Raw genomic sequence first — 23,659 nt, 5'->3', positions numbered from 1 at the left:
GCGGCGGAGATGACGGAAGCCAACGAGGCGGCCAGGGGACCCCTGGCCGGAGCCGTGATCGCGGTGGCGGGGGCCGGCGGCCCCGCCGGACGCGCGACGCTGCAGCGACTCGCCCGTGCCGGCGCCTGGGTCATCGCCGCCGACGCCAATCCGGAGCGGCTCGCCGAGGCCGTGGACCTGGCCCGCTTCGACGCCGGAGGCGCCGGGATCACCGGCGACATCGTCGACCTGCTCGACCTGGACGCCACCCGCGAGTGGGCGGGCCGCATCGAGAAGGAGCACGGCCGGATCGACGGCATGGTCCACCTGGTCGGCGGCTGGCGCGGTTCGGCCTCCTTCCCGGAGACCGACCTCGCGGACTGGGACTTCCTGGAGAAGCTGCTGATCCGCACCGTCCAGCACACCTCGCTGGCCTTCCACGACGGACTGCTGTCCAGCCCCGTCGGTCGCTACGTGCTGATCAGCGCCGCCGGTGCCACCCAGCCCACCGCCGGCAACGCGGCGTACGCCGCGGCCAAGGCCGCCGCCGAGGCGTGGACGCTGGCGATGGGCGACTCGTTCCGCAAGCTCGCGGGGGAGCAGGGCCCGTCCGCCGCCGCCACCGTCCTGGTGATCAAGGCGCTGGTGCACGAGCAGATGCGCAAGGAGCGCCCGAACGCCAAGTTCGCGGGCTTCACCGATGTGACCGACCTGGCCGACGCCATCGCGGACGTGTGGAACCGGCCCGCCGAAGAAGTGAACGGAACCCGCCAGTGGCTGACACCCCGCCCGTGACCGCACCCCGGACCGACGCGGTCCGGCACCACGACCCCCGCGTCCGGGGCTTCGCCAGCGACAACTACGCGGGCGTCCACCCCGAGGTGCTGGCGGCGATCGCCCTCGCCAACGGCGGCCACCAGGTCGCCTACGGCGAGGACGACTACACCGCCCACCTGCAGGACGTCTTCCGCGGCCACTTCGGCCCGCGGGCCGAGGCCTTCCCGGTCTTCAACGGCACCGGCGCCAACGTCGTGGCCCTGCAGGCGCTCACCGAGCGCTGGGGCGCGGTCGTCTGCGCCGCCTCCGCCCACATCCACGTGGACGAGGGCGGCGCCCCGGAGCGGATGGGCGGCCTGAAGCTGCTCACCGTGCCCACCCCGGACGGCAAGCTCACCCCTGAGCTGATCGACAGGGAGGCCTGGGGCTTCGACGACGAGCACCGCGCGCAACCGCAGGTCGTCTCGATCACGCAGTCCACCGAACTGGGCACCTGCTACACGCCCGAGGAGATCCGCGCGATCTGCGAGCACGCCCACGAGCGGGGTCTGGCCGTCCACCTCGACGGCTCGCGGATCGCCAACGCCGCGGCCACCCTCGGGGTGCCGCTGCGCGCGTTCACCACGGACGCGGGTGTGGACGTGCTGTCCTTCGGCGGCACCAAGAACGGGCTGCTGCTGGGCGAGTGCGTCGTGGTGCTGAACCCGGAGCGGGTGCGGGCGATGAAGCACCTGCGGAAGCTGTCCATGCAGCTCGCCTCCAAGATGCGCTTCGTGTCGGTGCAGTTCGAGGCGCTGCTCGCCGGCGACCTGTGGCTGCGCAGCGCCGGTCACGCCAACGCGATGGCCCGGCGCCTGGAGTCGGCCGTCCGTGCCGTCGAGGGTGTCACCGTCGTCCGCCCCGTACAGGCCAACGCGGTCTTCGCGCTGCTGCCGCGCGAGGTCAGCGAACGGCTGCAGAAGCGCTACCGCTTCTATTTCTGGGACGAGTCGACCGGCGAGGTCCGCTGGATGTGCTCGTTCGACACCACCGAGGAGGACGTGGATTCCTTCGCGGCGGCGCTGGCCGAGGAAATGGCCGTGCACTCCGCCTGAATCGCAAAGCCCGAGGGGCGTACGGGATTTCCCGTACGCCCCTCGGTGCGTCATTCCGCGCCCCTCGTAGGGGCGCCGGATCACGCGTTGACGCAGACGTTGCCGGCCGCGGGGTTGAGCAGCCCGACGATGTTGATGGTGTTGCCGCACAGGTTGATCGGCACGCTCACCGGGATCTGGATGACGTTGCCGCTGGCGACACCGGGCGAGCCGACGGCGGCGGCCTGGGCCGAGGCACCGCCGTGGTCGTAGCCGCGACCGTGGTCGGACGCGGTGGCGGCACCGGCGGCACCGAGCACGGTGGCGCCGGCGACGGCGGTCATGGCCGCGGCCTTCGCGATGCGCATCATTCGTTCTCCTTATGGAAGATCACTCTGTGGACCCTGCTCAACGACCCGTCGTGGGGCCGGATGTGGGAATCCACCCGTTCGGCCCTTGCGTCAACCGTGTAAACGTCACCGACTCGTACGGGGAGGTGATTCCGGTCTCGTAGAGCAGGCCGACCGTGCCGTCGGCGAGTTCGACGAGGTCGGAGTAGGCCGCGGGACGGTCGCTGACGGGGGGTCCCGACGTCCACGACGCGCCCTGGTCGCCGCTGACCCGGAGGGTCATCAGGCGGCGCTCGGCGGGATCGGCCGGGCCCGAGTACACCAGGGCCCCTGTTCGGGTGCGCAGTACGCTGCCCTGCACCTCGGGGCCCTCCAAGGCACCCTGAGGCCGGAAGACGCCGGTGAGGGTGAGCCCGCCGTCCGGACTGTAGGCGTCGGCGCGGGTGGGGGCGGAGAACCCGCGGTCGTCACGGCTGTTGACGTAGACCCGGCCGTCCGGGAGTTCGGCCATGGTGCTCTCGTTGAGGTTGAGCCAGTCCCCGGGAAGCGCCTGGACGAATCCGACGTGCCAGTTCTGCCCGCCGTCGTCGCTGTACAGGGCGTGGGCGCCGTGCAGCGTCTCGCCGGCCAGGACGGAGGTGTGGTTCGCGGGTACCAGCAGCCGTCCGGCGTGCGGGCCGCTCCTGAGGGCGATGGCGTGCCCCGGACCGGTCGCGTACCAGCGCCAGCCGGGGGGTTTGACCGTGGACGTGATGTCGCGGGGCGCGGACCAGGTCAGGCCGCCGGAGTCGCTGTGCAGTTCGTGCACGAGCCGTTCCCTGCCGGTGCCGCGGCAGATCAGCAGGACGACGCGGCCGGTGCGGGGATCGACCACCGGGGCGGGGTTGCCGAAGGTCTGGGTGCCGGCGTCGGCGATCACCTGGAGGGGTTCCCAGGTGCAGCCTCCGTCGTAGGAGCGCCGGAGCACGACGTCGATGTCACCGTCGTCCGCCGCCGAGTTGCGCCGGCCCTCGGCGAAGGCGAGGACGGTGGTCCCGCCGACGCGTACGACCGCCGGGATCCGGAAGGTGTGGTAGCCCTGCGTCCCGGACCGGAAGGGCACCGAGGTCGTGCAGGCCGCGGGAAGCGGCGTCGCCGCCTCGCCCACGGACGCGTGCCATCCGGTGGCGCCGGTGAACAGCAGGGCGAGGCCGGCCAGCGTGTGCCGGCGTCCGGCGGCGGCGAATGTCATCGGGCGGTTCCTCCGGGGCGGCGTGCGGTCGGCCGGCGGCGCCACATTCTCATCGGTCTGTCCCGGTTGCGCTATGACACTCCGTTCGATGTTTATCCGGTAGTTCAATATGAGGAATTACGCCGAAACGGGCAGGGATATGCTTGACGATTCGCCGGGCCCCGCCTTTCCCTGTGTCAGAGGTATCGACCAATGAATGTGCCCGGATTCTTTCGGGGGTGCTGGTCGAAAGGCCCGCGTGGAGCGATAGTTGTGCACCTGTCGTCCATGCCCATGACAGGGGGACCCCCGCCATGACCCGACCGACCCCGCGTCGAACGGTGCTGGCCGCCGCCATCGCGGCAGCCACCGCGGCGGCGACCGCCCCGCGGGCCCTCGCCGCGTCCGACGCGGACGCGTGCGACCTCGCCGACGACGTGGTGGGCATGCCGGGCGCCCACGACGGCGACGCGGCCCCCGTGGACTACCGCGCCTGGAGGCGCTGGGCCGACTGGCACCGCGGGCGGGGCTCGGGCACCTGTGTCGTGCCCGGCCCGCGCCCCGGCGTGGCCATCCTGCGCCCCACGGGCACGATCGAGTACACCGACCCGCACACTCGGATCACCGCCCCCTGGGAGACCGCCACCTGGACCTCTCCCGAGCACACCCCGCGGCACCCGGCGACCGAGATCGTGGCCTCCTGGAACGCCCGCACGCCTCCCGGCACGTGGATCCAGGTCGAGTTGCGGGCCGCCTACACCGACGGCAGTCGCTCGCCGTGGTACGTGATGGGCCGCTGGGCCTCGGGTGACGCGGACATCAGGCGCACCTCCGTCGACGACCAGAGCGACGGCAGGAGCAGCGTCTGGACCGACACGCTCTCCGTCGACGATCCCGCCTCGGGCCTGCGGCTCGCCTCCTACCGGCTGCGGCTCACCCTGCTGCGGACCCCCGGCTCGCGGGTCACCCCCACCGTGTGGCGGCTCGGTGCCATGGCCTCCGACATCCCCGACCGGTTCACCGTGCCGGCCTCCGTGCCGGGCGTGGGACGGGGGATCGAACTGCCCGTGCCGCGCTACTCGCAGGAGATCCACAAGGGCCAGTACCCGCAGTACGACAACGGTGGCGAGGCCTGGTGCAGCCCGACGGGCTCGCAGATGGTGATCGAGTACTGGGGCCGCGAGCCGACCGCCGCCGACCTGGCCTGGGTCGACCCCTCCTACGCCGACCCCCAGGTCGACCACGCCGCCCGCCAGACCTACGACAGCCAGTACGAGGGCTGCGGCAACTGGCCGTTCAACGCGGCCTATGCCGCGACCTACCGCGACATGGTGGGCGTCATCACCCGGCTCCGGGGCATGGGCGACGTCGAACTGCTCATCAGGGCGGGCATCCCGGTGATAACGTCCCAGTCCTTCCTCGCCACCGAACTCGACGGCGCGGGGTACGGGACCTCCGGGCATCTGATGTGCGTCATCGGCTTCACCGCCGACGGCGACGTCATCGCCAACGACCCCGCGAGCCCCGACGACGCCTCGGTGCGCCGCGTCTACAAGCGGGCGCAGTTCGAGACGATCTGGCTCAGGACGAAGCGCTACACCGCTGACGGGCAGCTGCGCAGCGGCACGGGCGGCGTCTGCTACCTGTACTGGCCCCTGCGGCCCTCCGGCCGTCAGGCGCGGGCACTGCAGCGGATCGGGGTCCTGTAGGCGCGGAGCCCCGGCCGCGTTCAGCGGGTGGGGGCGGGCCTGATCGGCACCACCAGGTCGGACACGTCGGGGAGCGGACGCAGCGGGAGACTGAGGCTCGGCAGCGGCAACAGGGAGGGGACGTACGTCGGCTGGTAGGAGGGGAAGGCCGTCCGCCAGTCCAGGGCCGGGTAGTCGGTCGCTCCGGGTATCCGCGGGCCGCAGTCCAGTGTCCCGTCGACGATGCGGCAGAGTGTCACGGCGGGTGACGGTGTCTGCGTGTCGTCGTTGCCGCCGGCCGTCGCGATGATGGTCAGGACGAGGGCGGCCGCGCCCATCGTCACCAGCGTGGCACGGGTCTGGCGCTTCTTCCGCTCCTCCGCTTCGGGGTCCACGACGGTCGTGAACTCCCATCCACGGAAGGACGGCTCCCTCGCGTCGCCCGGTATCTCCTCCACCCACGGATTCGCCGGGTCGGGCGGCCCCGACCGGTCGGGGTCCACGTCCAGCAGCGTGAGGTGGAGTCGCAGCCGGTCGAGGACCGGCGGCTCGGAGAGCGCCTCCGCGACGAGCACGCGCAGCCCGTCGTCGGCGAGGCCGTCGCACACCAGGCGCGTGCCGCCGCCCCAGAGCGGGATCCAGGAGGCCCGTCCCTCCCTGAGCAGGGTGTGGCCCACCAGCGCGTACAGCGCCTCCGCCAGCTCCTCCCGGGTGCCGTCGAACTCCCGGACCAGCGGCGCCGGTCCGTCGTCGGCGAGCAGACGCAGCACCGTGTCCAGCCCCGGTAGCCGCTCCCCGCTCGCGCGGGACGCGGCACGCAGCAGGTCCCAGGCGCGGGTGCCCGCGACGCGGTTGGCGGAGAGCTCGATCCAGCGCTCCCACGGGACGGTCGTCAGGCCGCGGCCCGATGGACCCCGCAGCTCCTCGAGCACCCCTCCGAGGTCCTCGGGCAGCAGCCGGAGCGCCCCCGTGCCGTCGTCCTCCCCGGGCGGGACGTCGAGTTCCCCGAGGCGGCGCAGCCTGAGGCCGAGCGGGGGATGGGAGTCGCGCCGGTGCGAGCGGGTGCGCTCGTCGTCCACCGGCACGCGACGGACGCCCAGCTCGCCGAGGAGCGAACGGAACGCCAGGTAGGGATTGTCCGGGTGCATCCCCGCGAGGGCGGACGGACCGAGCCACTCCCGCCGGAACCTCTGCCACGCCGACGCGGTGCCGTGCGTCGCGCGCAGCGCCGAGGCCGTCACCTCTCGTCCTGCCAGACGCGCGGCCGTACGGTCCGCCTCCAGTTCCTGATGGCGGCGGACCGCGAAGGTGAGCCACCGGAAGGCCAGCGTGTACAGCCGGACCGAGCCGCGGACCACGAGGTGCGGGAGGGAGAACCACCGTCTCCCGGTGTCCCACTGACCGAGCGTCGTGGCCAGTGCCACGTCGCACCGGTAGGCGACCGCGCCGAACCGGGTGTGCTGGTGGGAGAAGTGGCCGAACTCGTGGGCCAGCACGGCCCTCAGCTCCGCGTGGGTGAGACTCGCCAGCAGGGGCAGTCCCAGGTGGAGCCGCCGCTGCCCGGACAGCAGGCCCAGGGCTGCCCCGTCCTCGGACACGGAGGCGTTGGCGTCCCCGGTCAGCAGCAGCACGTCCGGCGGGCGCGCCCCGACCCGCCAGGCGATGCCCGTGGCCAACTCCCACAGCGCGGGCGCCTCTTCGCGGGACACCTGCACCGCGTCCGGACGCAGGGGCGTCGACCGGGTTATCGCGCCCAGCCCCTGGGCCATGCTCAGCAGCAGCGGGACGGCGGCCGCCGCGATGAGGACACCGCGCAGCGCGAGGTCCGTCTGGCCGTCACGGGCCGCGAGCAGGAAGAGGCCCAGCAGCCCCAGGATGCCGAGGCCGAGCCCGCCGATCAGCACGACGAGCCCCGCCAGCAGCACGATCGCCAGCAGCGCCCGTAACGACGCCCACACCGTGTTCACCGCCCACCCCCTCGCGTCCCCCGTGTTCCTCGATGATGCCCTCTCGCGGACGCCGCGGACCACTTGTCCACAGGCTCCTCAGCCGGTCGGCACGCGCGCGTAACGGCCCGCCACGCGCAGGTCGTCGCCGATGCGCGCGGCGGCGGCGAGGAGCGGGGGCAGCAGTTCGGAGCGCGACTCCTCCACGGAGCGGCGGCTGGCGTGCATGGAGACGTTGATCGCCGCCACCACCCGGCCGTCGCGGTCGCGGACGGGGACGGCGATGGACCGCAGGCCCTCCTCCAGCTCCTCGCTGACCAGGGCGTGCCCGTCGGCGGCGACCTCCTCGAGGACCCGGGCCAGGTGCGGTGCGTCCGTGACGGTGTACGGGGTCAGCCGCGTGAAGTCGGTGCGCCCGAGGTGTGCCGCGCGTTCCCGCTCGGGCAGCCCCGCCAGCAGTACGCGCCCCATCGCGGTCGCGTACGCGGGGAAGCGGGTGCCGAGAGTGATGTTGACGCTCATGATGCGGACGGTGGGGACGCGCGCCACGTACTGGATGTCCTCGCCGGACAGCACCGCCATCGACGCGGAGTCGTGCACCGTCTCGACCAGTTCGATCAGGTGGGGCTGGGCGATCTCGGGGAGCGTCAGCCGCGACAGGTGGGCGCAGCCCAGCTCCAGCACATGCGGGGTGAGCCGGAACAGGCGCCCCGAGGAGGCGACGTAGCCCAGGTGCTCCAGGGTGATCAGGGAGCGCCGCGCGGTGGCGCGGGCCAGTCCGGTGGCCTCGGCGACGGCGGTCAGGGGGAGTTCGCCCCGGCCCTCGCCGAAGGCGGTGAGCACGGTGAGCCCGCGGGCCAGCGACTCCACGAACTCCGGCCCGAGTTCCTGCTTGGAGGCCCGCGTCCAGGTGGCGGGGGACGCGCCGCCCGGTGAGGGGGCGGGTGCGGCGGCCGGCCGGGAGAGGGCGTCCTCCATGGCCGCGACCGTCTCCCGCAGCCGGGGCAGGACGGCCTCGCGCAGCGAACCGGCGCTGTGCCTGCTGGTGTGGCTGACCACGCTGACCGCGCACACCGGCCGCCCGGCGCCGTCCCGTACGGGCACGGCGACGGCGATCAGTCCCGGTTCGATGAGCTGGTCGTCGGCGGACCAGCCGTGGGCACCGGCGGCGGCGACCCGCTCCGTGAAGGAGGCGGCGGCGTCGCCGTGCCCCCGTGGCAGCGCGGGGAAGCCGGTGTCCTGCGGGTCCGCCGCGCGGCGGCGGCGCCAGCGCTCCCAGTCGGCGTCGTCCCAGTCGCCCGCGAAGAGCGCCCCGGGGGCGCCGCGCTCGGCGGGCAGCTGGTCGCCGATGCGGAAGGTCAGCGACATCGCGCGGCGCCGGGTCGCCTGGTGGACGAAGCGGACCCCGTCGCCGTCCGGCACGGCGATGGACACGGACTCGTCCAGGCCGTCCGCGAGGGCGTCGGCGAGCGGTCCCAGCAGGTCGGGGAAGCGGCTGGCGGCGAGGTAGGCGTTGCCGAGCTCCATCAGCCGCGGGGCGAGAACGGCGTCGCGGCCCTCGACCCGCAGGTACCCGGTCCTGACGAGGGTGCTGACCACCCGGTCCACCGTGGAGCGCGCAAGGCCGGTGGAGCGCACGAGGTCGCCGACCGAGCGGCGGCCGTCCGCCGCGGCGAGCTCGCGCAGCACCGCAAGTCCCCGGACCAGGGGGCCGACGACCTCCTGCGGAGGGGGAGCGGTCGCGGTGGTCAGCGGTGTCATCAGCACTCCAGCGTGGCGAAATGTCGTCGAAACCGTACCGCCCCGGAACGTTGACAGAGCGGGCGCCCAAGGATCAGACTCGGCACGAGTATTGTGAACTTAAGTTCACTGGACGAACAAGACTAACGAGAAAGTGGGCGCAGGATGGACAAGGTGGTCGCCTCGGCCGCTGAGGCCGTAGCGGACGTCCAGGACGGCGCTTCGCTGGCGGTCGGCGGCTTCGGCCTGAGCGGCGTGCCGAACACGCTGATCCAGGCCGTGTACGAAGCCGGGGTCGGCGGCCTCGCCGTCGTCTCCAACAACTGCGGCGCCCTCGACTCGGGCCTCGCGGTCCTGCTGGCCGCGCACCGCATCGCCCGCGTCACCGGCAGCTACATCGGGGCCAACAAGGAGTTCGCCCGCCAGTACCTCGCCGGCGAGCTGGAACTCGAGCTGATCCCGCAGGGCACCCTGGCCGAGCGCCTGCGCGCGGGCGGCTGCGGCATCCCCGCCTTCTACACCCCGGCGGGCGTCGGCACCCAGGTCGCCGAGGGCGGCCTGCCCTGGCGCTACCACGGGGACGGAGGCGTGGCGCTGGCCTCCCCGCCCAAGGAGGTGCGCGCCTTCGACGGCGCCGAGTACGTCCTGGAGCGCGGCATCACCACCGACTTCGCCCTCGTGCGCGCCGCCAAGGGCGACCGCCACGGCAACCTGGTCTTCAACAAGGCCTCCCGCAACTTCAACCCGCTCGCCGCGATGGCCGGCCGGATCACCGTCGCCGAGGTCGAGGAACTCGTCGAGCCCGGCGCGATCGACCCCGACCAGGTGCACCTGCCCGGCATCTTCGTCCAGCGCGTGGTCGCGCTCACCCCGGAGCAGGCCGCCGACAAGAAGATCGAATTCCGTACCGTCACCGCCAGGGAGGTGCGGGCCTGATGGCCTGGACACGCGACGAGATGGCCGCCCGCGCGGCCCGGGAACTGCGCGACGGCGAGTACGTCAACCTCGGCATCGGCCTGCCGACGCTGATCCCCAACCACCTTCCCGAAGGCGTCGAGGTCGTCCTCGAGTCGGAGAACGGCATCCTCGGCACCGGCCCCTTCCCGTACGAGGAGGAGGTCGACCCCGACCTGATCAACGCCGGCAAGGAGACCGTCACCGTGCTGCCCGGCGCGGCCTTCTTCGACTCCGCGCTGTCCTTCGGGATGATCCGCGGCGGTCACATCGACACCGCCGTGCTCGGCGCCATGCAGGTCTCCGCCCGAGGCGACCTGGCCAACTGGGCCATCCCCGGCAAGCTCGTCACCGGCATCGGCGGCGCCATGGACCTGGTGCACGGCGCCCGGCGGGTCATCGTCACCATGACGCACACCGCCAAGGACGGCAGTCCCAAGATCCTCCGGGAGTGCGCGCTGCCGCTCACCGGCAAGGCGTGCGTGGACCGGATCATCACCGACCTGGGCGTCCTGGACGTCACCGACCGGGGACTCGTCCTCGTGGAGACCGCACCCGGCGTCACCACGCAGGAGATCCTGGAGAAGACCGCGGCTCCGGTGCACGTCGCCGTCGCCGCAGAAGGGAGCGCCCGATGAGCGGGCAGCTGCGTGAGGTGTACATCGTCGACGCCGTCCGTACCCCGGTCGGCAAGTACGGCGGCGCCCTGTCGGGAGTGCGCCCCGACGACCTCGCGGCGCACGTCGTGGCCTCCCTGGTGGCCCGTACGCCCGAGCTCGACCCGGCCAGGATCGACGACGTCTTCTTCGGCGACGCCAACGGCGCCGGCGAGGACAACCGCAACGTCGCCCGGATGGCCGCACTGCTCGCCGGGCTGCCCGTCACCGTCCCCGGCACCACGGTCAACCGGCTCTGTGGCTCCGGCATGGAGGCCGTGATCCAGGCCGCCCGCGCCGTGGCCGTCGGCGACGTCTCCGTCGCCGTCGCCGGCGGCGTGGAGTCGATGAGCCGCGCCCCGTGGGTGCTGCCCAAGCCGGAACGCGCCTTCCCGGCGGGTCACCAGGAGTTGTACTCCACCACCCTCGGATGGCGCATGGTCAACCCGAGGATGGACCCGCGGTGGACCATCCCGCTGGGCGAGAGCGCCGAGCTGATCGCCGACCGGCACGGCATCACCAGGGAGCAGCAGGACGCCTTCGCCGTGGCCAGCCACGAGAAGGCCGCCCGCGCCTGGAAGGACGGCCTGTACGAGGCCGAGGTCGTCCCGGTCGAGGGCGTGGACCTGCCGCGCGACGAGACGATCCGCGACAACACCTCCATGGAGGCGCTCGCCCGGCTGAAGCCCGCCTTCCGCAAGGACGGCGGCACCGTCACGGCGGGCAACTCCTCGCCCCTCAACGACGGAGCGGCGGCCCTGCTCATCGTCGACGAGGAGGGCCTGAAGGCCACCGGGCGCGAGCCGCTGGCCCGCATCCGCGCCTCGGCCGTCACCGGCATCGAGCCCGACTACTTCGGCCTCGCCCCCGTCGAAGCCGTCCGCAAGGCGCTCGCCAAGGCCGGCAAGGGCTTCGGCGACCTCGGCACCGTCGAGCTGAACGAGGCCTTCGCCGCGCAGGTGCTCGGCTGCCTCGCCGGCTGGCCCGAACTCGACCCCTCCATCGTCAACCCGCGCGGCGGCGCCATCGCCGTCGGCCACCCGCTCGGCGCCTCCGGCGCCCGCATCGCCGGCGCCGTCGCCCACCAGCTCGCGGCCGCGGGCTCGGGCACCGGCCTCGCCGCCCTGTGCATCGGCGTCGGGCAGGGCCTGGCTCTGGTCCTCGAACGGTAGGAGCCCCGTATGAGCAGCCCCCTCACCCAGGGCGAGATCTCCGCCGAGATCGCCGACGAGCGCGCGGCCTACGCCAAGCGCCTCGCCGACGGCGGAGCCGCCCGGGACCACCCCGACCGGGGGTACGCCCCCTACCGCAGCAGCGTCCTGCGGCACCCCAAGCGGCCCTTGGTGGCGGCGGGCGCGGCGGCCGGCGACCCCGAGGCGGTCGAGCTCTCCGGGCCGGTCTTCGGCGTCACCGACGTCACGGCCCTCGACCGCGACCTGACGCGGCAGCACCGGGCCGAGCCGCTGGGCGAGCGCATCAGGGTGACCGGGCGTGTCCTGGACCGCGCGGGCCGCCCCGTGCGCGGCCAGCTCGTGGAGATCTGGCAGGCCAACGCCTCCGGCCGCTACGCCCACCAGCGCGACGACCACCCCGCCCCGCTGGACCCCCACTTCACGGGCGTCGGCCGCACCCTGACCGGCGAGGACGGCTCCTACGAGTTCGTCACCATCAAGCCCGGCGCCTACCCCTGGCGCAACCACGTCAACGCCTGGCGCCCGGCGCACATCCACTTCTCGCTCTTCGGGCCGGCCTTCACCCAGCGCCTGGTCACCCAGATGTACTTCCCCGGCGACCCGCTCTTCGCGTACGACCCGATCCTGCAGTCCGTCACCGACGACTCGGCGCGGCGCCGGCTCGTCGCGACGTACGATCACGACCTGTCCACCCCCGAACGGTCGCTCGGCTACCGCTGGGACATCGTCCTGGACGGCCCGGCCGCCACCTGGATCGAGGAGGGCCGATGAGCACCGGGACGCCTGCTCCCGCTCCCACGCCCTCGCAGACCGTGGGCCCCTTCTTCGGCTACGCGCTGCCGTTCCCCAAGGGCGGAGACCTCGCCCCGGCCGGGCACCCGGACACCGTCACCGTCCACGGCTGGGTCTACGACGGTGCCGGGCAGCCCGTCCCCGACGCGCTCCTCGAGGTCTGGCAGCCGGCACCCGACGGCTCCCGCCACGGCGCCCCCGGTTCGCTGCGGCGCGACCCGGTCACCGGCTCCGTCGTGGGGCGCGACGGACTGGTCTTCACCGGCTTCGGGCGCATCGCCACCGACGCGGACGGGCACTACGCGATCCGCACGCTGCCACCGGGCGGCGTCCCCTACCTGTCGCTGATCGTCTTCGCCCGCGGTCTGCTCCACCATCTGCACACCCGGGTCTACCTCGGGGACGCCGAGGACGACCCGCTGCTCGGCTCCCTGGCGCCGGAGCGGCGCGCCACCCTGGTCGCCACTCCCGAGGGCGGGCGCGTCCACCGCTTCGACGTACGGCTCCAGTACGACGGGGTCCATGAGGAGACGGTCTTCCTTGCCTTCGACTGACCCCGCCGCGGACGTCGGCCTGCTCTCCCCGGTCCGGGCCGGGTCGGCCGCCGAGGAGGCGACCGGGGACGCCGCCTTCGTGCGGGGCATGCTCGACGCCGAGGCCGCGCTGACCCGGGCGCAGGCCGCGCTCGGCCTCGCACCGGTGTCCGCGGCGGCCGCGGTGACCGCCGCCGCGGCCGAACCGGGCCGGTTCGACCCGCGCGACCTGGCGCTGCGCGCACGCGCCGGGGGCAACCCGGTGATCCCGCTGGTGGCCGACCTGACCGAGGCCGTGGGCGAGCGCGACGTGAACGCCGCCCCCTATGTACATCGCGGCGCCACCAGCCAGGACGTCCTGGACACCGCCGCGATGCTCGTCGCGTCCCGCGCGCTCCGCCCCGTCCTGGACGATCTCGCCGAAGCGGCCGGGGTGCTGGAGCGGATCGCCGCGGAGCACCGCGAGACCCCGATGGCGGGCCGCACCCTGACGCAGCACGCGGTCCCCACCACCTTCGGACTCAAGGCGGCAGGCTGGCGGGCCCTCGTCCTGGACGCGCACGACCGCCTGACCGCCGTCCGCGGCGGCCTGCCCGCACAACTGGGCGGCGCGGCCGGCACACTCGCCGCCTTCGGCGCCTTCGCCGAGGCGGACGGCGCCGCCCCGGGCACGAGCGCCGCCCCTGGGCGCCTCCTCGCCGCCTACGCCGCCGAGACCGGCCTGGCGGAGCCCGCGCTGCCCTGGCACACCCTGCGGACCCCTGTCGCCGACCTCGCCGGGGCACTCGCCTTCGCGGCGGGCGCACTGGGGAAGGTCGCCGCCGACGTACTGGTGCTGTCGCGCACCGAGACCGGGGAGGTCACCGAGGGCGCCGGCGGCGGTTCCTCGGCCATGCCCCACAAGGCCAACCCCGTCCGCGCCACACTCGTCGCCGCCGCGGCCCGCCAGGTGCCGGCGCTCGCCGCCGTGCTGTACGGCTCGCTGGCCGCGGAGGACGAGCGCCCGGCAGGCGCCTGGCACGCCGAATGGCAGCCGCTGCGCGAGGCCCTGCGCCTCGTCGGCGGCGCCGCCCGGGACACCGCCGGACTCGCCGCGGAACTGCGCGTCCACCCGCACCGCATGCGCGAGAACCTCGACGCGACCGGCGGGCTGGTGGTCACCGAACGTCTCGCCGCGGCCCTGACCGCTCTCATGGGCCGCGGCGAGGCCAGGTCCGCCCTCGCACGGGCCTCCAGGCGCGTCGCCGAGGAGGGGATCACCCTCGACGACGCCCTCGCGCAGGACCCGGCGCTCGGCGGTCTCCTCCCCGAGGGCCGCCTGCGCGAACTCACCGACCCCACCCGCTACACCGGCTCCGCGGGCGCGCTCGTCGACCGCGCCCTGCGCCGCCCCGGCCCCGCGGGGACGTCCTCGTGACCGCCCCCGCCCCCTTCCGCGAGGAGCCCGCATGAGCACGCCGTACGAGGCCGTGGAACCGCGACTGCCGCACCACCGGGTGGACGGCGCCCCGGGCCTGCCGCCACTGATCCTCGGGCCGAGCCTGGGCACCTCGCTCGCCGTGTGGGACCCGCAGGTCCCGGCCCTGGCCCGCGGTCACCGCGTCATCCGCTGGGACCTGCCCGGCCACGGCGGCACCCCCGCCTCGCTGCTCCCCGAGGACGGCACGGTCGAGGACCTGGCGCGCACGGTGCTGGCCCTCGCCGACGCGCTGGGCGCCGAACGCTTCGCCTACGCCGGCGTCTCCCTCGGCGGCGCCGTGGGGACCTGGCTCGCGATCCACCACCCCGAACGGGTCACCGCGCTCGCGATCGTGTGCTCCTCCGCCGACTTCGGCGACCCGGACCGCTGGCGTGAACGCGCCGGCCTGGTCAGGGCGAAGGGCACGGGACCCGTCGCCGACACCGCCGCCGGGCGCTGGTTCACCCCGGGCTTCAGCGGCGCCCCCGCCGTCAGCGCCCTCCTGGACGACCTGCGCGCCGCCGACCCGGAGGCGTACGCCACCCTCTGCGACGCCCTCGCCGCCTTCGACGTACGCGCCGACCTGCACCGGATCACGGCGCCGACCCTCGTCGTCGCGGGCCGCGGCGATCCGGCGACCCCGGTCGCGGACGCCCGTGTCCTCGCCGACGGCATCCCCGGCGCGAGCCTCACCGAGGTGGCGCACGCCGCGCACCTGGCCGGCGTCGAGCGTCCCGCCCCCGTCCTCGCCGCGCTCCTGCAGCACTTCGCCACCGAGCCCGCCGCCGACGACGGAGCCCGCCACACCGAGGGCATGGCCGTCCGCCGCGCCGTGCTCGGGCACGCGCACGTCGACCGGGCGATCGCCCGCACCACCGCCTTCACCGCCCCCTTCCAGGACTTCATCACGCGCTACGCGTGGGGCGAGATCTGGACCCGGCCGGGCCTGAGCCGCAGGACCCGCAGCTGCATCACGCTGACCGCGCTGGTGGCCCACGGCCGGCTCGACGAGTTGGCGATGCACGTGCGCGGGGCCCGGCACAACGGCCTGACCCGGGAGGAGATCCAGGAGGTCCTGCTCCATTCCGCCGTCTACTGCGGGGTTCCCGCGGCCAACGCCGCGTTCGCCGTCGCGAACCGCGTCCTCGAGGAAGAGGAAGAAGAGGAGTAGGAGAACACATGCAGCACCACACCACCGTCGGCATCGTCGGCGGCGGCCCCGCCGGCCTCCTGCTGGCCCGTCTGCTCCACGGCCACGGCATCGACTGCGTCGTCCTGGAGAGCCGCGAACGCGACTACGTCGAGCGACGCCAGCGCGCCGGGATCCTGGAACAGGGCACGGTCGACGTGCTGCGCTCCTGCGGCGCGGGGGAGCGGCTGGACCGCGAGGGCCTGGTCCACGACGGCATCGAGCTGCGCTGGAACCGCCGTTCCCACCGGGTGGACCTCCCGGCGCTCACCGGGGGCCGGCGCGTGTGGGTCTACGCGCAGACCGAGGTCGTCAAGGACCTGATCGCCCTCCAGCTGGAGGACGGGGCCCCGCTGCTGTTCGGCGCCCATGTGCACGCCGTGGAGGGGGCCGACACGGACCGTCCGGTGGTCCGCTACCGCCACGAGGGCCTGGAGAGGACCCTCACCTGCGACTACGTGGTCGGTTGCGACGGCTTCCACGGCGTGACGCGCTCGGCGCTCCCGGAGCACGCCCGGCGGACGTACGAGCGGGTCTACCCGTTCTCGTGGCTGGGTATCCTCGCCGACGTCGCGCCGTCCTGCGACGAGTTGATCTACGCCCACTCGCCCCGCGGCTTCGCTCTGCACAGCATGCGTTCCCCCGAGGTCAGCCGGCTCTACCTGCAGGTACCCAACGGCACCGACCCCGCCGAGTGGCCGGACGAGCGGATCTGGGACGAACTGGACGCCCGCTTCGCCGTCGACGGGGACTGGAAGCTGGACCGGGGCCCCGTCACCTCCAAGGCCGTGCTGCCGATGCGGAGCTTCGTGACCGAGCCGATGCGCTGGGGACGGGTCCTGCTCGCCGGCGACGCCGCGCACATCGTGCCGCCGACCGGCGCCAAGGGCCTCAACCTGGCCGCCGCCGACGTCATCGTGCTGGCCCGCGCCCTCGCCCACCTCGAGGACACCGGCTCCAGCGCCCTGCTCGACGCCTACTCCGACACCTGCCTGCGGCGGGTGTGGCGCGCCGAGCACTTCTCCTGGTTCATGACCACGACCCTGCACATCGACCCGGCGCAGAGCGACTTCGACACCCGGCTGCAGATCTCCCAGCTGGACCGGATCGCCGCCTCCCCGCACGCGGCGGCCGAACTCGCCGAGAACTACGCGGGCCTGGAGATCGGCTAGCCCCGGTGCCGGACCTCTTACCGCTTGCTTACGTGCGGCACCCGTCGGTCCGCAACCGCACCGCGCGGGCTTACCGTGAGAACCATGGACGACAAGGGCACGCCGGTCGGCCGGCGCGTGGTGCTCGGGATGCTCGGGCTGGGCGCCCTCGGGGTGGCGCTCGGCAGCCGCGCGCAGGACGGCCTGGACTCGGCGCTCTCCCAGGTGGCGGGGAAGGACCCGACCGGGCTCAGCGGGCTGCTCCCCGGGGGCGGCGGTTTCCGCATCTACAACGTGGCCCCCTCCGTCCCCCACCGGGACGCGACCGACTACCGCCTGACCGTCTCCGGCCTCGTCGACCGGACGGCCACCCACACCCTCGCCGACCTGCGGGCGATGCCGCAGACCCGGCTGGTGCGCGACGTGCAGTGCGTGACCGGATGGCGCGTGCCCGGTACGCCCTTCGAAGGGGTGCGGCTGTCCCACCTCCTCGACCTCGCGGGCGTGCAGGACGGTGCCGGGGCCGTTCGCTTCACCTGCTTCGACGGGGTCTACAGCGAGAGCCTCACCCTCGAACAGGCCCGCAGGGACGACGTCCTGGTGGCCCTGAGGATGCAGGACAAACCGGTCAGCACGGCCCACGGCGGCCCCGTGCGGCTCTACGTGGCGCCGATGTACTTCTACAAGTCCGCCAAGTGGCTCTCGGGCATCGAGGTCACCCGGGACGTACGGCCCGGTTACTGGGAGCACTACGGCTACGAGGTCGACGCCTGGGTCGGCCGCTCGAACGGACGGCACGATGACCCCACGTCCTGAGAGGGTGCGCCGCTTCACCCGCGGCGAGCACCGGGTGCACCGCGCGACGGCCGCCCTGATGCTGGTCTGCCTGGTCACGGCGGCGGCCCTCTATCTGCCGCCGCTCGCCGAACTCGTGGGCCGCAGGCGGCTGGTGGTCACGGTTCACGAGTGGTCCGGCATCGCCCTGCCGCTGCCCGCGCTCCTGGGCCTCGCCTCCCGCGCCTTCCGGCGCGACCTGCGGCTGCTCAACCGGTTCGCCCCGTACGACCGCGGCTGGCTGCGCGACGCGGTGCGCCGGGTGCCCCACGACCGGCGTGCGGCGGGCAAGTTCAACGCGGGCCAGAAGCTGTACGCGTCCTTCGCCGCGGGTGCGGTGCTCGTCATGCTCGGCACCGGTCTGCTGATGATGTTCCCGCACCTGAGCGGTGTGGTGTGGCGTACCGGCGCGACCTTCGTCCACGACTGGCTGGCCCTCGCGGTGGCGGCCGTGGTGGCGGGACACCTGTGGATGGCGGCGGGGGACCCCGAGGCGCGGCTGGGGATGCGCACGGGGTTCGTCACGCCGGAGTGGGCGCGTCGCCACCATCCGCGGTGGGAGCACGCGGAGCCGGGTGAGCCGGGGCCGCCCGACACCGGCGCTTCCTAGGCCGTGTCGTCACATGCCCTCCCCCGACCTTCGGCCGGGGGTGCCCCCACTCAGCGACGCCTGGCACGGTACTCCCCGGCTCCGCTGGGAGGCGCCCCCACGCTGCGTTGTCGAATCGTCCGAGTAGCCCCCTACGAGGACGATCCTCCGCCTTGCGATGCACCGCACCTGGGGGCCCCTCCCAGCGTCAGTTGGGGGAGCCGCTGAGCCCGCCCTCCGGGCGGCCGGCACTCATTTGACGACACGGCCTAGCGGGACATGCGGTCCGCGGGTCCGCGGGGTCCGCGGGGTCCGCGGGGTCCGCGGGGTCCGCGGGGTCCGCGGGGTCCGCGGGGTCCGCGGGGCACTGAACCAGACAGAGGTGTCGGGCTCTTGACGTGCCGTCGACGATCACCGTCGGCGGCACGTCGTCATGTTCATGCAATTTTTGCCGTCCGACATCTACTCGCATAGACCTTCGGGGCTCCATCCTGGCTTCGCACACCAGTACCCCCTGTTCGGTTCCGCATCCGGTTGCACCTCCCTGCCCGCGCGTCACAACGCGCCCGTCAGTGACTGGAGTCCCCATGCGCCGAATCACGACCGGTTTCGCCGCCACCGCGGTCGCCGCCGTCGCCACCGTCGTCTTCACCGTCCCCGCCCAGGCCGCTCCCGCCGACAAGGCCCAGGTGCTGGCCGGTTGGACCCAGACCAGCGCCTCCAGCTACAACAGCTGGTGGTCCGCCCGCGGCAACCAGGGTGCCTGGGCGGCCTACGGCTTCGACTGGTCCACCGACTACTGCAGCAGCTCCCCGGACAACCCCTTCGGCTTCCCGTTCCAGAACTCCTGCGCCCGGCACGACTTCGGCTACCGCAACTACAAGGCGATGGGCACCTTCTCCGCCAACAAGAGCCGCCTCGACAGCGCCTTCTACGAGGACCTGAAGCGCATCTGCGGCAACTACGGCGGCGCGACCGCGACCGCCTGCAACAGCACCGCCTGGACCTACTACCAGGCGGTCAAGGCCTTCGGCTGACCCGCGGAACACGGCGGCCCGGCACCGGGAGCCCCGGTGCCGGGCCGCTACCGTGGGACAGGGTCAGGCGACCGTGCCGGACTTGGCGATCTCGATGCGGGCGCTGGTGGCGCCGGTGCGCGAGCCGAGAGACTCGACCTTCTTGACGACGTCCATGCCCTCGACGACCTCGCCGAAGACCACGTGCTTGCCGTCGAGCCAGTCGGTGACGATCGTGGTGATGAAGAACTGCGAGCCGTTGGTGTTCGGGCCCGCGTTGGCCATGGAGAGCTGGCCGGGCTTGGTGTGCTTGAGCTGGAAGTTCTCGTCGGCGAACTTCTCGCCGTAGATGCTCTTGCCACCGGTGCCGTTGCCGGCGGTGAAGTCGCCTCCCTGGAGCATGAAGTCGGGGATCACGCGGTGGAAGTGCGAACCCTCGAAGCCGAAGCCGTGCTCGCCGGTCGCGAGCTCACGGAAGTTCCGCGCGGTCTTGGGGACCACGTCGTCGAACAGGGTGAACACGATCCGTCCGGCGGGCTCGCCGTCGATCGTGATGTCGAAGAACACGTCGTTGCTGTTCATGCCCCCATTTTCGCATCCGTGACGCCCGGCCTCCGACGCGCCCCGCGGAAACGCGCTTGACGGGTGACCCGGCCGGACACCACCATCCGGGGCATGCCCGAATCCGTGATCTTGGAAGGCCGGCACGTCCGCCTGGAGCCGCTGAGCGCCGCCCACACGGACGGGCTGCTGCGCGCCGCCACCGAATCCCGCGACACCTACGCCTACACCAAGGTGCCCGAGGACCGTGAGGCGATGGCGCGCTACGTCGAGGAGGCCCTTCAGGAGCAGGCGAGCGGCGCCTCGCTCCCCTTCGCCGTGCGGGACGTCCGGCGCGACGCCCTGATCGGTTCCACCCGGTTCCTCGACCTCGACTACTGGACGGCCGCCCCCGCCCGGCCGGCGGGCCCCTCCGTGCCCCGCGACGGCGCGGTGCCCACCGTCGCCGAGATCGGCAGCACCTGGCTCGCCGCCTCCGCCCAGCGCACCCCCTGCAACACCGAGGCGAAGCTGCTGCTGCTCACCCACGCGTTCGACGTGTGGGGTGTGTTCCGCGTCACCTTCAAGACGGACGCGCGCAACGCGCGTTCCCGGTCGGCGATCGAACGCATCGGCGGCCGCTTCGAGGGCATTCGCCGCGCCCACATCCGTGCCGTGGACGGCACCGTCCGCGACAGCGCGTACTACTCGGTCCTCGCCGAGGAGTGGCCCGGCGTCCGCGCCGCGCTGGGGGCCCGTCTGGCCTGAGCCCGGCGGCGTACGCGAGGACGGGCCGGCCCTCGTGGGGTCCGGCCCGTCCGTGCGCGGCGGTGGGGTTACGGGATGCGCACGCCCGCCTCGGTGGAGAGACGGTCGATCTCGGCGAGCTCGTCGGCGCCGAGCGGGCCCGCGTCGAGGGCGGCGAGGTTCTGGTCGAGCTGGGCCACGCTGCTCGCGCCGATGAGCACGGACACGACCCGCGGGTCGCGCAGCACCCAGGTCAGCGCCAGCTGGGCCAGGGTCTGGCCGCGCTCGCCCGCGAGCTTGTCGAGGGCGCGCAGGAAGGTGAGCTTCCGCTCGGTCAGGGCGTCGCGCTTGAGGAAGTGGCCCAGCGCCATCCGCGAGTCGGCGGGCACGCCGTCCAGGTAGCGGTCGGTGAGCTGGCCCTGGGCGAGCGGCGAGTACGCGATGAGGGCGGTTCCGGTGTCGCCGACGGCGTCGAGGACGCCGTCCTCCGGGTCGCGCTGGAGGATGCTGTAGGCCGCCTGGTGGATCAGCAGGGGGGTGCCCAGCTCGCGCAGGATCTCGGTCGCGCGGCGGTGCGCCTCGGCGGGGTAGTTGGAGATGCCGGCGTAGAGGGCCTTGCCCTGGCGGACCGCGGAGTCCAGGGCGCCCATGGTCTCCTCCAGGGGCGTGTCCGGGTCGAAGCGGTGCGAATAGAAGACGTCGACGTGGTCCAGGCCCATGCGGCCCAGGGACTGGTCGAGGGAGGACAGCATGTACTTGCGGCTGCCCCACTCGCCGTACGGACCGGGCCACATGTCGTACCCGGCCTTGGTCGCGATGAAGAGCTCGTCGCGGTACGGGCGGAAGTCCTGGGCGAGGAGCGTGCCGAAATTGGCCTCGGCCGAGCCCGCGGGCGGGCCGTAGTTGTTGGCCAGGTCGATGTGGACCACGCCGCGGTCGACGGCGCGGCGCAGCACCGCGCGCTGGTTCTCCAGCGGCGAGGTGTCGCCGAAGTTGTGCCACAGGCCCAGGGACACGACGGGCAGCAGGACCCCGCTGCGCCCGGTCCTGCGGTAGTCCATCGAGGCGTAGCGGTCGTCGGCGGCGAGGTAGGGCACGCGAGGGCTCCTGGGCGATGTAAGAAAATGTGCTGGATTGGGAGGCTACCGTCGCCGAATCGACGCTGTCACGTCCGTTTTCCGGAGTTCCGTCGTCGTCCGCCCGCTCTTCCGGCCCTTCCCGAGGGGGCGTTGTGGCGTACGCCACACCGCGGGCCGTGCCGTATCCGCGCACCCGGGAATCGCCGGCCGCCCCCGGCGGTTGGTTGAGGGGGTGTTCGTGCGGGCGGCCCCTCAGAAGGGCGCGGTCGAGGGCGGGTTGGACCGGAACGCGTCCGCTCTTATCCGGCATTGAGGCATCTAACCGGACATATGCGCCCACAGTGCATGCGTAATACCTCGTTGCGTGATGGGTGTCACGTGCCGGACACGCAGCGCAGGCACTGGGCGACGCACCGTCGATTTTCCCCGCCGAATTTCACCGGGCGATGTCGTGTGATTACCGAGGGGCAATTTTTCGCCTACGCAGAGCGGACACTTCTCACGTAACGTCACACAGGTAATTGATCGACTTGCGGTATGCCGGGGGGCGTGATTCCGCTCCTTGCCCCGGAACGATTCCGTCGTTTAGCTTCCAGATCTCGCAGGACAAATGCCTGCGAGATTCTTCCGGGTGGAACGCCTAGTCCTGCCGCTGCCCGGACGCCGGATGACAAGACCGCACGGCAGGAGCGGGGGACCCAGGTAGTTTGCCGTTCCCGTTGGTCTCGGGACGGCTAGGGGTGAAGTCGCAGTGACACGCCTTCATATGGCGTGCCTCATTGCGGCCGGGCATCTCCAGCCCGAACCCGACAGCTTACCTCGCAGGCGTCGGAGAGGAATTCGGCATGCCCGGTAAGGGAAAGCACCGTCGTCCGCGGAACACCCGTATCACCCGTATCAGCGCGCTGGCCGGCACCACCGGTGCGGCCGTGGCGCTCCCGATCATCGGTGCCACCGGTGCCCACGCCGCTCCCGTGAGCGTCTGGGACAAGGTCGCGGCCTGCGAGAGCACCAACAACTGGTCCATCAACACCGGTAACGGCTTCTACGGCGGCCTGCAGTTCACCCAGAGCACCTGGGCCGGCTTCGGCGGCACGAAGTACGCCCCGCGCGCGGACCTCGCGACCAAGGCGCAGCAGATCGCGACCGCGGAGAAGGTCCTGGCGACCCAGGGCCCGCAGGCCTGGCCCGTGTGCGGTCCCAAGGCCGGTCTGACCAAGGCGATGGCCAACCCGTCGGCCACCCCGGAGAGCGTCTCCGGCACGGCCGCGAAGCCCGCCGCCAAGCCCGCCGCCCCCGCCAGGAAGGCCGAGGCGCCGAAGGCCACCACCGCGCCGAAGAGCGCCGGCGGCTCCTACGCGGTCGCCGGCGGCGACACCCTCTCCAAGATCGCCGACGCCCGGTCGGTCCAGGGCGGCTGGCAGAAGCTGTACGCCGACAACAAGTCGGTCATCGGCGGCAACCCGAACCTGATCTACCCGGGTCAGGTCCTGTCCCTCGGCGAGAAGGCCGCCGCCAAGCCCGCGCCGAAGGCCGCGAAGGCCGCCCCGGCCGCCGCCAAGGCCGCCTACACCTCCGGCTACACCGCCCCGCTCGACCGCGTCACCCTGGGCACCGCCTACCACCAGGCCGGCGCCATGTGGTCCAAGGGCTACCACACCGGTGTCGACTTCATCGCCTCGACCGGCACCAAGGTGAAGTCGATCGCCGCCGGCACCGTGGTCTCCTCGGGCTGGGGCGGCTCGTACGGCAACCAGGTCGTCGTCAAGCACGCCGACGGCCGGTACTCGCAGTACGCCCACCTGTCCTCGCTGTCGGTCTCGGCCGGCCAGACGGTCTCGGCCGGTCAGCGGCTGGGCCTGTCGGGCGCCACCGGCAACGTGACCGGTCCGCACCTGCACTTCGAGGTGCGCACCACCCCCGACTTCGGCTCCGACATGGACCCGCTGGCCTACCTGCGCGCCCACGGCGTCAACGTCTGATCGAACTGATCCACCGTCATCCGGCGGTAGCCTGTGCCCTGTTCCCCGCTTGTTGGGAACAGGGCACATGCCTTTGGTCTGTGACCGAAAACGGATCGAATATTTCTATTTCTTGTTTCCTCTCGAACGGTCGATCAGTAGCCTCTGTCGCACGTGGTCGTGTCCACGACCACGTGTCCCGA

General features: G+C 72.9%; 22 protein-coding genes and 1 riboswitch. Of the genes, 16 read left to right on the top strand and 6 right to left on the bottom strand.

Annotated elements, in window-relative coordinates; genetic code table 11:
- Positions 1 to 9: 9 nt before the first annotated feature.
- Both PV342_RS26765 and PV342_RS26760 read left to right on the top strand, forming a co-directional pair.
- Positions 10 to 774 carry an SDR family oxidoreductase gene (locus PV342_RS26765; RefSeq protein WP_026251602.1) on the top strand — a complete coding sequence of 255 codons (765 nt, stop codon included), beginning with the start codon at positions 10 to 12 and terminating at the stop codon, positions 772 to 774.
- Positions 753 to 1,850, top strand: a complete 1,098-nt coding sequence (locus tag PV342_RS26760; protein WP_500318901.1) for a threonine aldolase family protein — start codon at positions 753 to 755, stop codon at positions 1,848 to 1,850. The genes PV342_RS26765 and PV342_RS26760 overlap by 22 nt, the downstream gene beginning before the upstream one ends.
- 80 nt (positions 1,851 to 1,930) lie before the next feature.
- Here PV342_RS26760 and PV342_RS26755 read toward each other — a convergent pair whose 3' ends face one another.
- Both PV342_RS26755 and PV342_RS26750 read right to left on the bottom strand, forming a co-directional pair.
- Positions 1,931 to 2,200 (bottom strand): chaplin, encoded by a 270-nt coding sequence (locus tag PV342_RS26755; protein WP_400798061.1) that lies wholly within the window; start codon positions 2,198 to 2,200, stop codon positions 1,931 to 1,933.
- A 37-nt stretch (positions 2,201 to 2,237) separates the two neighbouring features.
- Complete coding sequence (locus PV342_RS26750; RefSeq protein ID WP_500318899.1) at positions 2,238 to 3,410, bottom strand: sialidase family protein; 1,173 nt, start codon at positions 3,408 to 3,410, stop codon at positions 2,238 to 2,240.
- Between the two features lie 293 nt (positions 3,411 to 3,703).
- Between PV342_RS26750 and PV342_RS26745 the strand changes: the two genes are divergently transcribed.
- The gene (locus PV342_RS26745; RefSeq protein ID WP_500318897.1) at positions 3,704 to 5,098 is read left to right on the top strand and encodes a C39 family peptidase; all 1,395 of its coding nucleotides are present in this window, start codon (positions 3,704 to 3,706) and stop codon (positions 5,096 to 5,098) included.
- A 20-nt stretch (positions 5,099 to 5,118) separates the two neighbouring features.
- On the opposite strand, the gene PV342_RS26740 is transcribed toward PV342_RS26745, so the two are convergent.
- Positions 5,119 to 7,044 (bottom strand): M48 family metallopeptidase, encoded by a 1,926-nt coding sequence (locus PV342_RS26740; protein WP_500318895.1) that lies wholly within the window; start codon positions 7,042 to 7,044, stop codon positions 5,119 to 5,121.
- Between the two features lie 78 nt (positions 7,045 to 7,122).
- Positions 7,123 to 8,784 (bottom strand): IclR family transcriptional regulator domain-containing protein, encoded by a 1,662-nt coding sequence (locus tag PV342_RS26735; RefSeq protein ID WP_400798070.1) that lies wholly within the window; start codon positions 8,782 to 8,784, stop codon positions 7,123 to 7,125.
- 144 nt (positions 8,785 to 8,928) lie between these two features.
- On the opposite strand from PV342_RS26735, the gene PV342_RS26730 reads away from it, so the two are divergent.
- The 11 genes from PV342_RS26730 (at position 8,929) to PV342_RS26680 (ending at position 19,150) form a co-directional block, all read left to right on the top strand.
- Entirely contained in the window at positions 8,929 to 9,699 is a 771-nt protein-coding gene (locus PV342_RS26730) for a CoA transferase subunit A (RefSeq protein WP_400798073.1), read from the top strand.
- Positions 9,699 to 10,355, top strand: coding sequence for a CoA transferase subunit B (locus PV342_RS26725; protein ID WP_018562376.1), 657 nt, complete (start codon positions 9,699 to 9,701; stop codon positions 10,353 to 10,355). The genes PV342_RS26730 and PV342_RS26725 overlap by 1 nt, the downstream gene beginning before the upstream one ends.
- Positions 10,352 to 11,545, top strand: a complete 1,194-nt coding sequence (locus PV342_RS26720; RefSeq protein ID WP_386993011.1) for a thiolase family protein — start codon at positions 10,352 to 10,354, stop codon at positions 11,543 to 11,545. The genes PV342_RS26725 and PV342_RS26720 overlap by 4 nt, the downstream gene beginning before the upstream one ends.
- A 9-nt stretch (positions 11,546 to 11,554) precedes the next feature.
- Complete coding sequence (pcaH, locus tag PV342_RS26715) at positions 11,555 to 12,337, top strand: protocatechuate 3,4-dioxygenase subunit beta (protein ID WP_500318892.1); 783 nt, start codon at positions 11,555 to 11,557, stop codon at positions 12,335 to 12,337.
- On the top strand, positions 12,334 to 12,912 hold the full coding sequence (gene pcaG / locus PV342_RS26710; RefSeq protein WP_400798080.1) for a protocatechuate 3,4-dioxygenase subunit alpha: 579 nt from the start codon (positions 12,334 to 12,336) through the stop codon (positions 12,910 to 12,912). Before pcaH ends, pcaG begins: the two co-directional genes overlap by 4 nt.
- Positions 12,881 to 14,308, top strand: coding sequence for a 3-carboxy-cis,cis-muconate cycloisomerase (pcaB, locus tag PV342_RS26705; protein WP_400798083.1), 1,428 nt, complete (start codon positions 12,881 to 12,883; stop codon positions 14,306 to 14,308). Before pcaG ends, pcaB begins: the two co-directional genes overlap by 32 nt.
- 31 nt (positions 14,309 to 14,339) lie before the next feature.
- Positions 14,340 to 15,521, top strand: coding sequence for a bifunctional 3-oxoadipate enol-lactonase/4-carboxymuconolactone decarboxylase PcaDC (gene pcaDC, locus PV342_RS26700; RefSeq protein WP_500318890.1), 1,182 nt, complete (start codon positions 14,340 to 14,342; stop codon positions 15,519 to 15,521).
- 8 nt (positions 15,522 to 15,529) lie between these two features.
- The gene (locus PV342_RS26695) at positions 15,530 to 16,711 is read left to right on the top strand and encodes a 4-hydroxybenzoate 3-monooxygenase (protein WP_500318888.1); all 1,182 of its coding nucleotides are present in this window, start codon (positions 15,530 to 15,532) and stop codon (positions 16,709 to 16,711) included.
- 84 nt (positions 16,712 to 16,795) lie between these two features.
- A complete protein-coding gene (locus tag PV342_RS26690; RefSeq protein WP_386993025.1) occupies positions 16,796 to 17,506 on the top strand; it encodes a molybdopterin-dependent oxidoreductase in 711 nt (236 codons plus the stop codon).
- The gene (locus tag PV342_RS26685; protein WP_500318886.1) at positions 17,490 to 18,134 is read left to right on the top strand and encodes a cytochrome b/b6 domain-containing protein; all 645 of its coding nucleotides are present in this window, start codon (positions 17,490 to 17,492) and stop codon (positions 18,132 to 18,134) included. The genes PV342_RS26690 and PV342_RS26685 overlap by 17 nt, the downstream gene beginning before the upstream one ends.
- Before the next feature lie 566 nt (positions 18,135 to 18,700).
- Positions 18,701 to 19,150, top strand: a complete 450-nt coding sequence (locus PV342_RS26680; RefSeq protein ID WP_018562385.1) for a phospholipase — start codon at positions 18,701 to 18,703, stop codon at positions 19,148 to 19,150.
- Between the two features lie 63 nt (positions 19,151 to 19,213).
- Here PV342_RS26680 and PV342_RS26675 read toward each other — a convergent pair whose 3' ends face one another.
- Positions 19,214 to 19,711 (bottom strand): peptidylprolyl isomerase, encoded by a 498-nt coding sequence (locus PV342_RS26675; RefSeq protein WP_018562386.1) that lies wholly within the window; start codon positions 19,709 to 19,711, stop codon positions 19,214 to 19,216.
- Between the two features lie 93 nt (positions 19,712 to 19,804).
- On the opposite strand from PV342_RS26675, the gene PV342_RS26670 reads away from it, so the two are divergent.
- Complete coding sequence (locus tag PV342_RS26670; RefSeq protein WP_400798098.1) at positions 19,805 to 20,437, top strand: GNAT family N-acetyltransferase; 633 nt, start codon at positions 19,805 to 19,807, stop codon at positions 20,435 to 20,437.
- A 68-nt stretch (positions 20,438 to 20,505) separates the two neighbouring features.
- On the opposite strand, the gene PV342_RS26665 is transcribed toward PV342_RS26670, so the two are convergent.
- Positions 20,506 to 21,513, bottom strand: a complete 1,008-nt coding sequence (locus PV342_RS26665) for an aldo/keto reductase (RefSeq protein ID WP_386993032.1) — start codon at positions 21,511 to 21,513, stop codon at positions 20,506 to 20,508.
- Between the two features lie 633 nt (positions 21,514 to 22,146).
- A riboswitch (cyclic di-AMP (ydaO/yuaA leader) is annotated at positions 22,147 to 22,338 on the top strand.
- 2 nt (positions 22,339 to 22,340) lie between these two features.
- Between PV342_RS26665 and PV342_RS26660 the strand changes: the two genes are divergently transcribed.
- Positions 22,341 to 23,477 carry a transglycosylase family protein gene (locus PV342_RS26660; protein WP_400798101.1) on the top strand — a complete coding sequence of 379 codons (1,137 nt, stop codon included), beginning with the start codon at positions 22,341 to 22,343 and terminating at the stop codon, positions 23,475 to 23,477.
- Positions 23,478 to 23,659: the final 182 nt, after the last annotated feature.

The sequence above is a fragment of the Streptomyces sp. PA03-3a genome, from assembly GCF_033792735.1.
In the GTDB taxonomy this organism is placed as follows: domain Bacteria; phylum Actinomycetota; class Actinomycetes; order Streptomycetales; family Streptomycetaceae; genus Actinacidiphila.
The sequence above is the reverse complement of the archived record's forward strand: the minus strand, read 5'-3'. Positions and strand labels throughout refer to the sequence as shown.

Coding starts and splice junctions, on each gene's coding strand:
- PV342_RS26765 (WP_026251602.1), top strand. CDS start 10: ATGACGGAAGCCAACGAGGCGGCCAGGGGACCCCTGGCCGGAGCCGTG.
- PV342_RS26755 (WP_400798061.1), bottom strand. CDS start 2,200: ATGATGCGCATCGCGAAGGCCGCGGCCATGACCGCCGTCGCCGGCGCC.
- PV342_RS26750 (WP_500318899.1), bottom strand. CDS start 3,410: ATGACATTCGCCGCCGCCGGACGCCGGCACACGCTGGCCGGCCTCGCC.
- PV342_RS26745 (WP_500318897.1), top strand. CDS start 3,704: ATGACCCGACCGACCCCGCGTCGAACGGTGCTGGCCGCCGCCATCGCG.
- PV342_RS26735 (WP_400798070.1), bottom strand. CDS start 8,784: ATGACACCGCTGACCACCGCGACCGCTCCCCCTCCGCAGGAGGTCGTC.
- PV342_RS26730 (WP_400798073.1), top strand. CDS start 8,929: ATGGACAAGGTGGTCGCCTCGGCCGCTGAGGCCGTAGCGGACGTCCAG.
- PV342_RS26725 (WP_018562376.1), top strand. CDS start 9,699: ATGGCCTGGACACGCGACGAGATGGCCGCCCGCGCGGCCCGGGAACTG.
- PV342_RS26720 (WP_386993011.1), top strand. CDS start 10,352: ATGAGCGGGCAGCTGCGTGAGGTGTACATCGTCGACGCCGTCCGTACC.
- pcaH (WP_500318892.1), top strand. CDS start 11,555: ATGAGCAGCCCCCTCACCCAGGGCGAGATCTCCGCCGAGATCGCCGAC.
- pcaG (WP_400798080.1), top strand. CDS start 12,334: ATGAGCACCGGGACGCCTGCTCCCGCTCCCACGCCCTCGCAGACCGTG.
- pcaB (WP_400798083.1), top strand. CDS start 12,881: ATGAGGAGACGGTCTTCCTTGCCTTCGACTGACCCCGCCGCGGACGTC.
- pcaDC (WP_500318890.1), top strand. CDS start 14,340: ATGAGCACGCCGTACGAGGCCGTGGAACCGCGACTGCCGCACCACCGG.
- PV342_RS26695 (WP_500318888.1), top strand. CDS start 15,530: ATGCAGCACCACACCACCGTCGGCATCGTCGGCGGCGGCCCCGCCGGC.
- PV342_RS26690 (WP_386993025.1), top strand. CDS start 16,796: ATGGACGACAAGGGCACGCCGGTCGGCCGGCGCGTGGTGCTCGGGATG.
- PV342_RS26685 (WP_500318886.1), top strand. CDS start 17,490: ATGACCCCACGTCCTGAGAGGGTGCGCCGCTTCACCCGCGGCGAGCAC.
- PV342_RS26680 (WP_018562385.1), top strand. CDS start 18,701: ATGCGCCGAATCACGACCGGTTTCGCCGCCACCGCGGTCGCCGCCGTC.
- PV342_RS26675 (WP_018562386.1), bottom strand. CDS start 19,711: ATGAACAGCAACGACGTGTTCTTCGACATCACGATCGACGGCGAGCCC.
- PV342_RS26670 (WP_400798098.1), top strand. CDS start 19,805: ATGCCCGAATCCGTGATCTTGGAAGGCCGGCACGTCCGCCTGGAGCCG.
- PV342_RS26660 (WP_400798101.1), top strand. CDS start 22,341: ATGCCCGGTAAGGGAAAGCACCGTCGTCCGCGGAACACCCGTATCACC.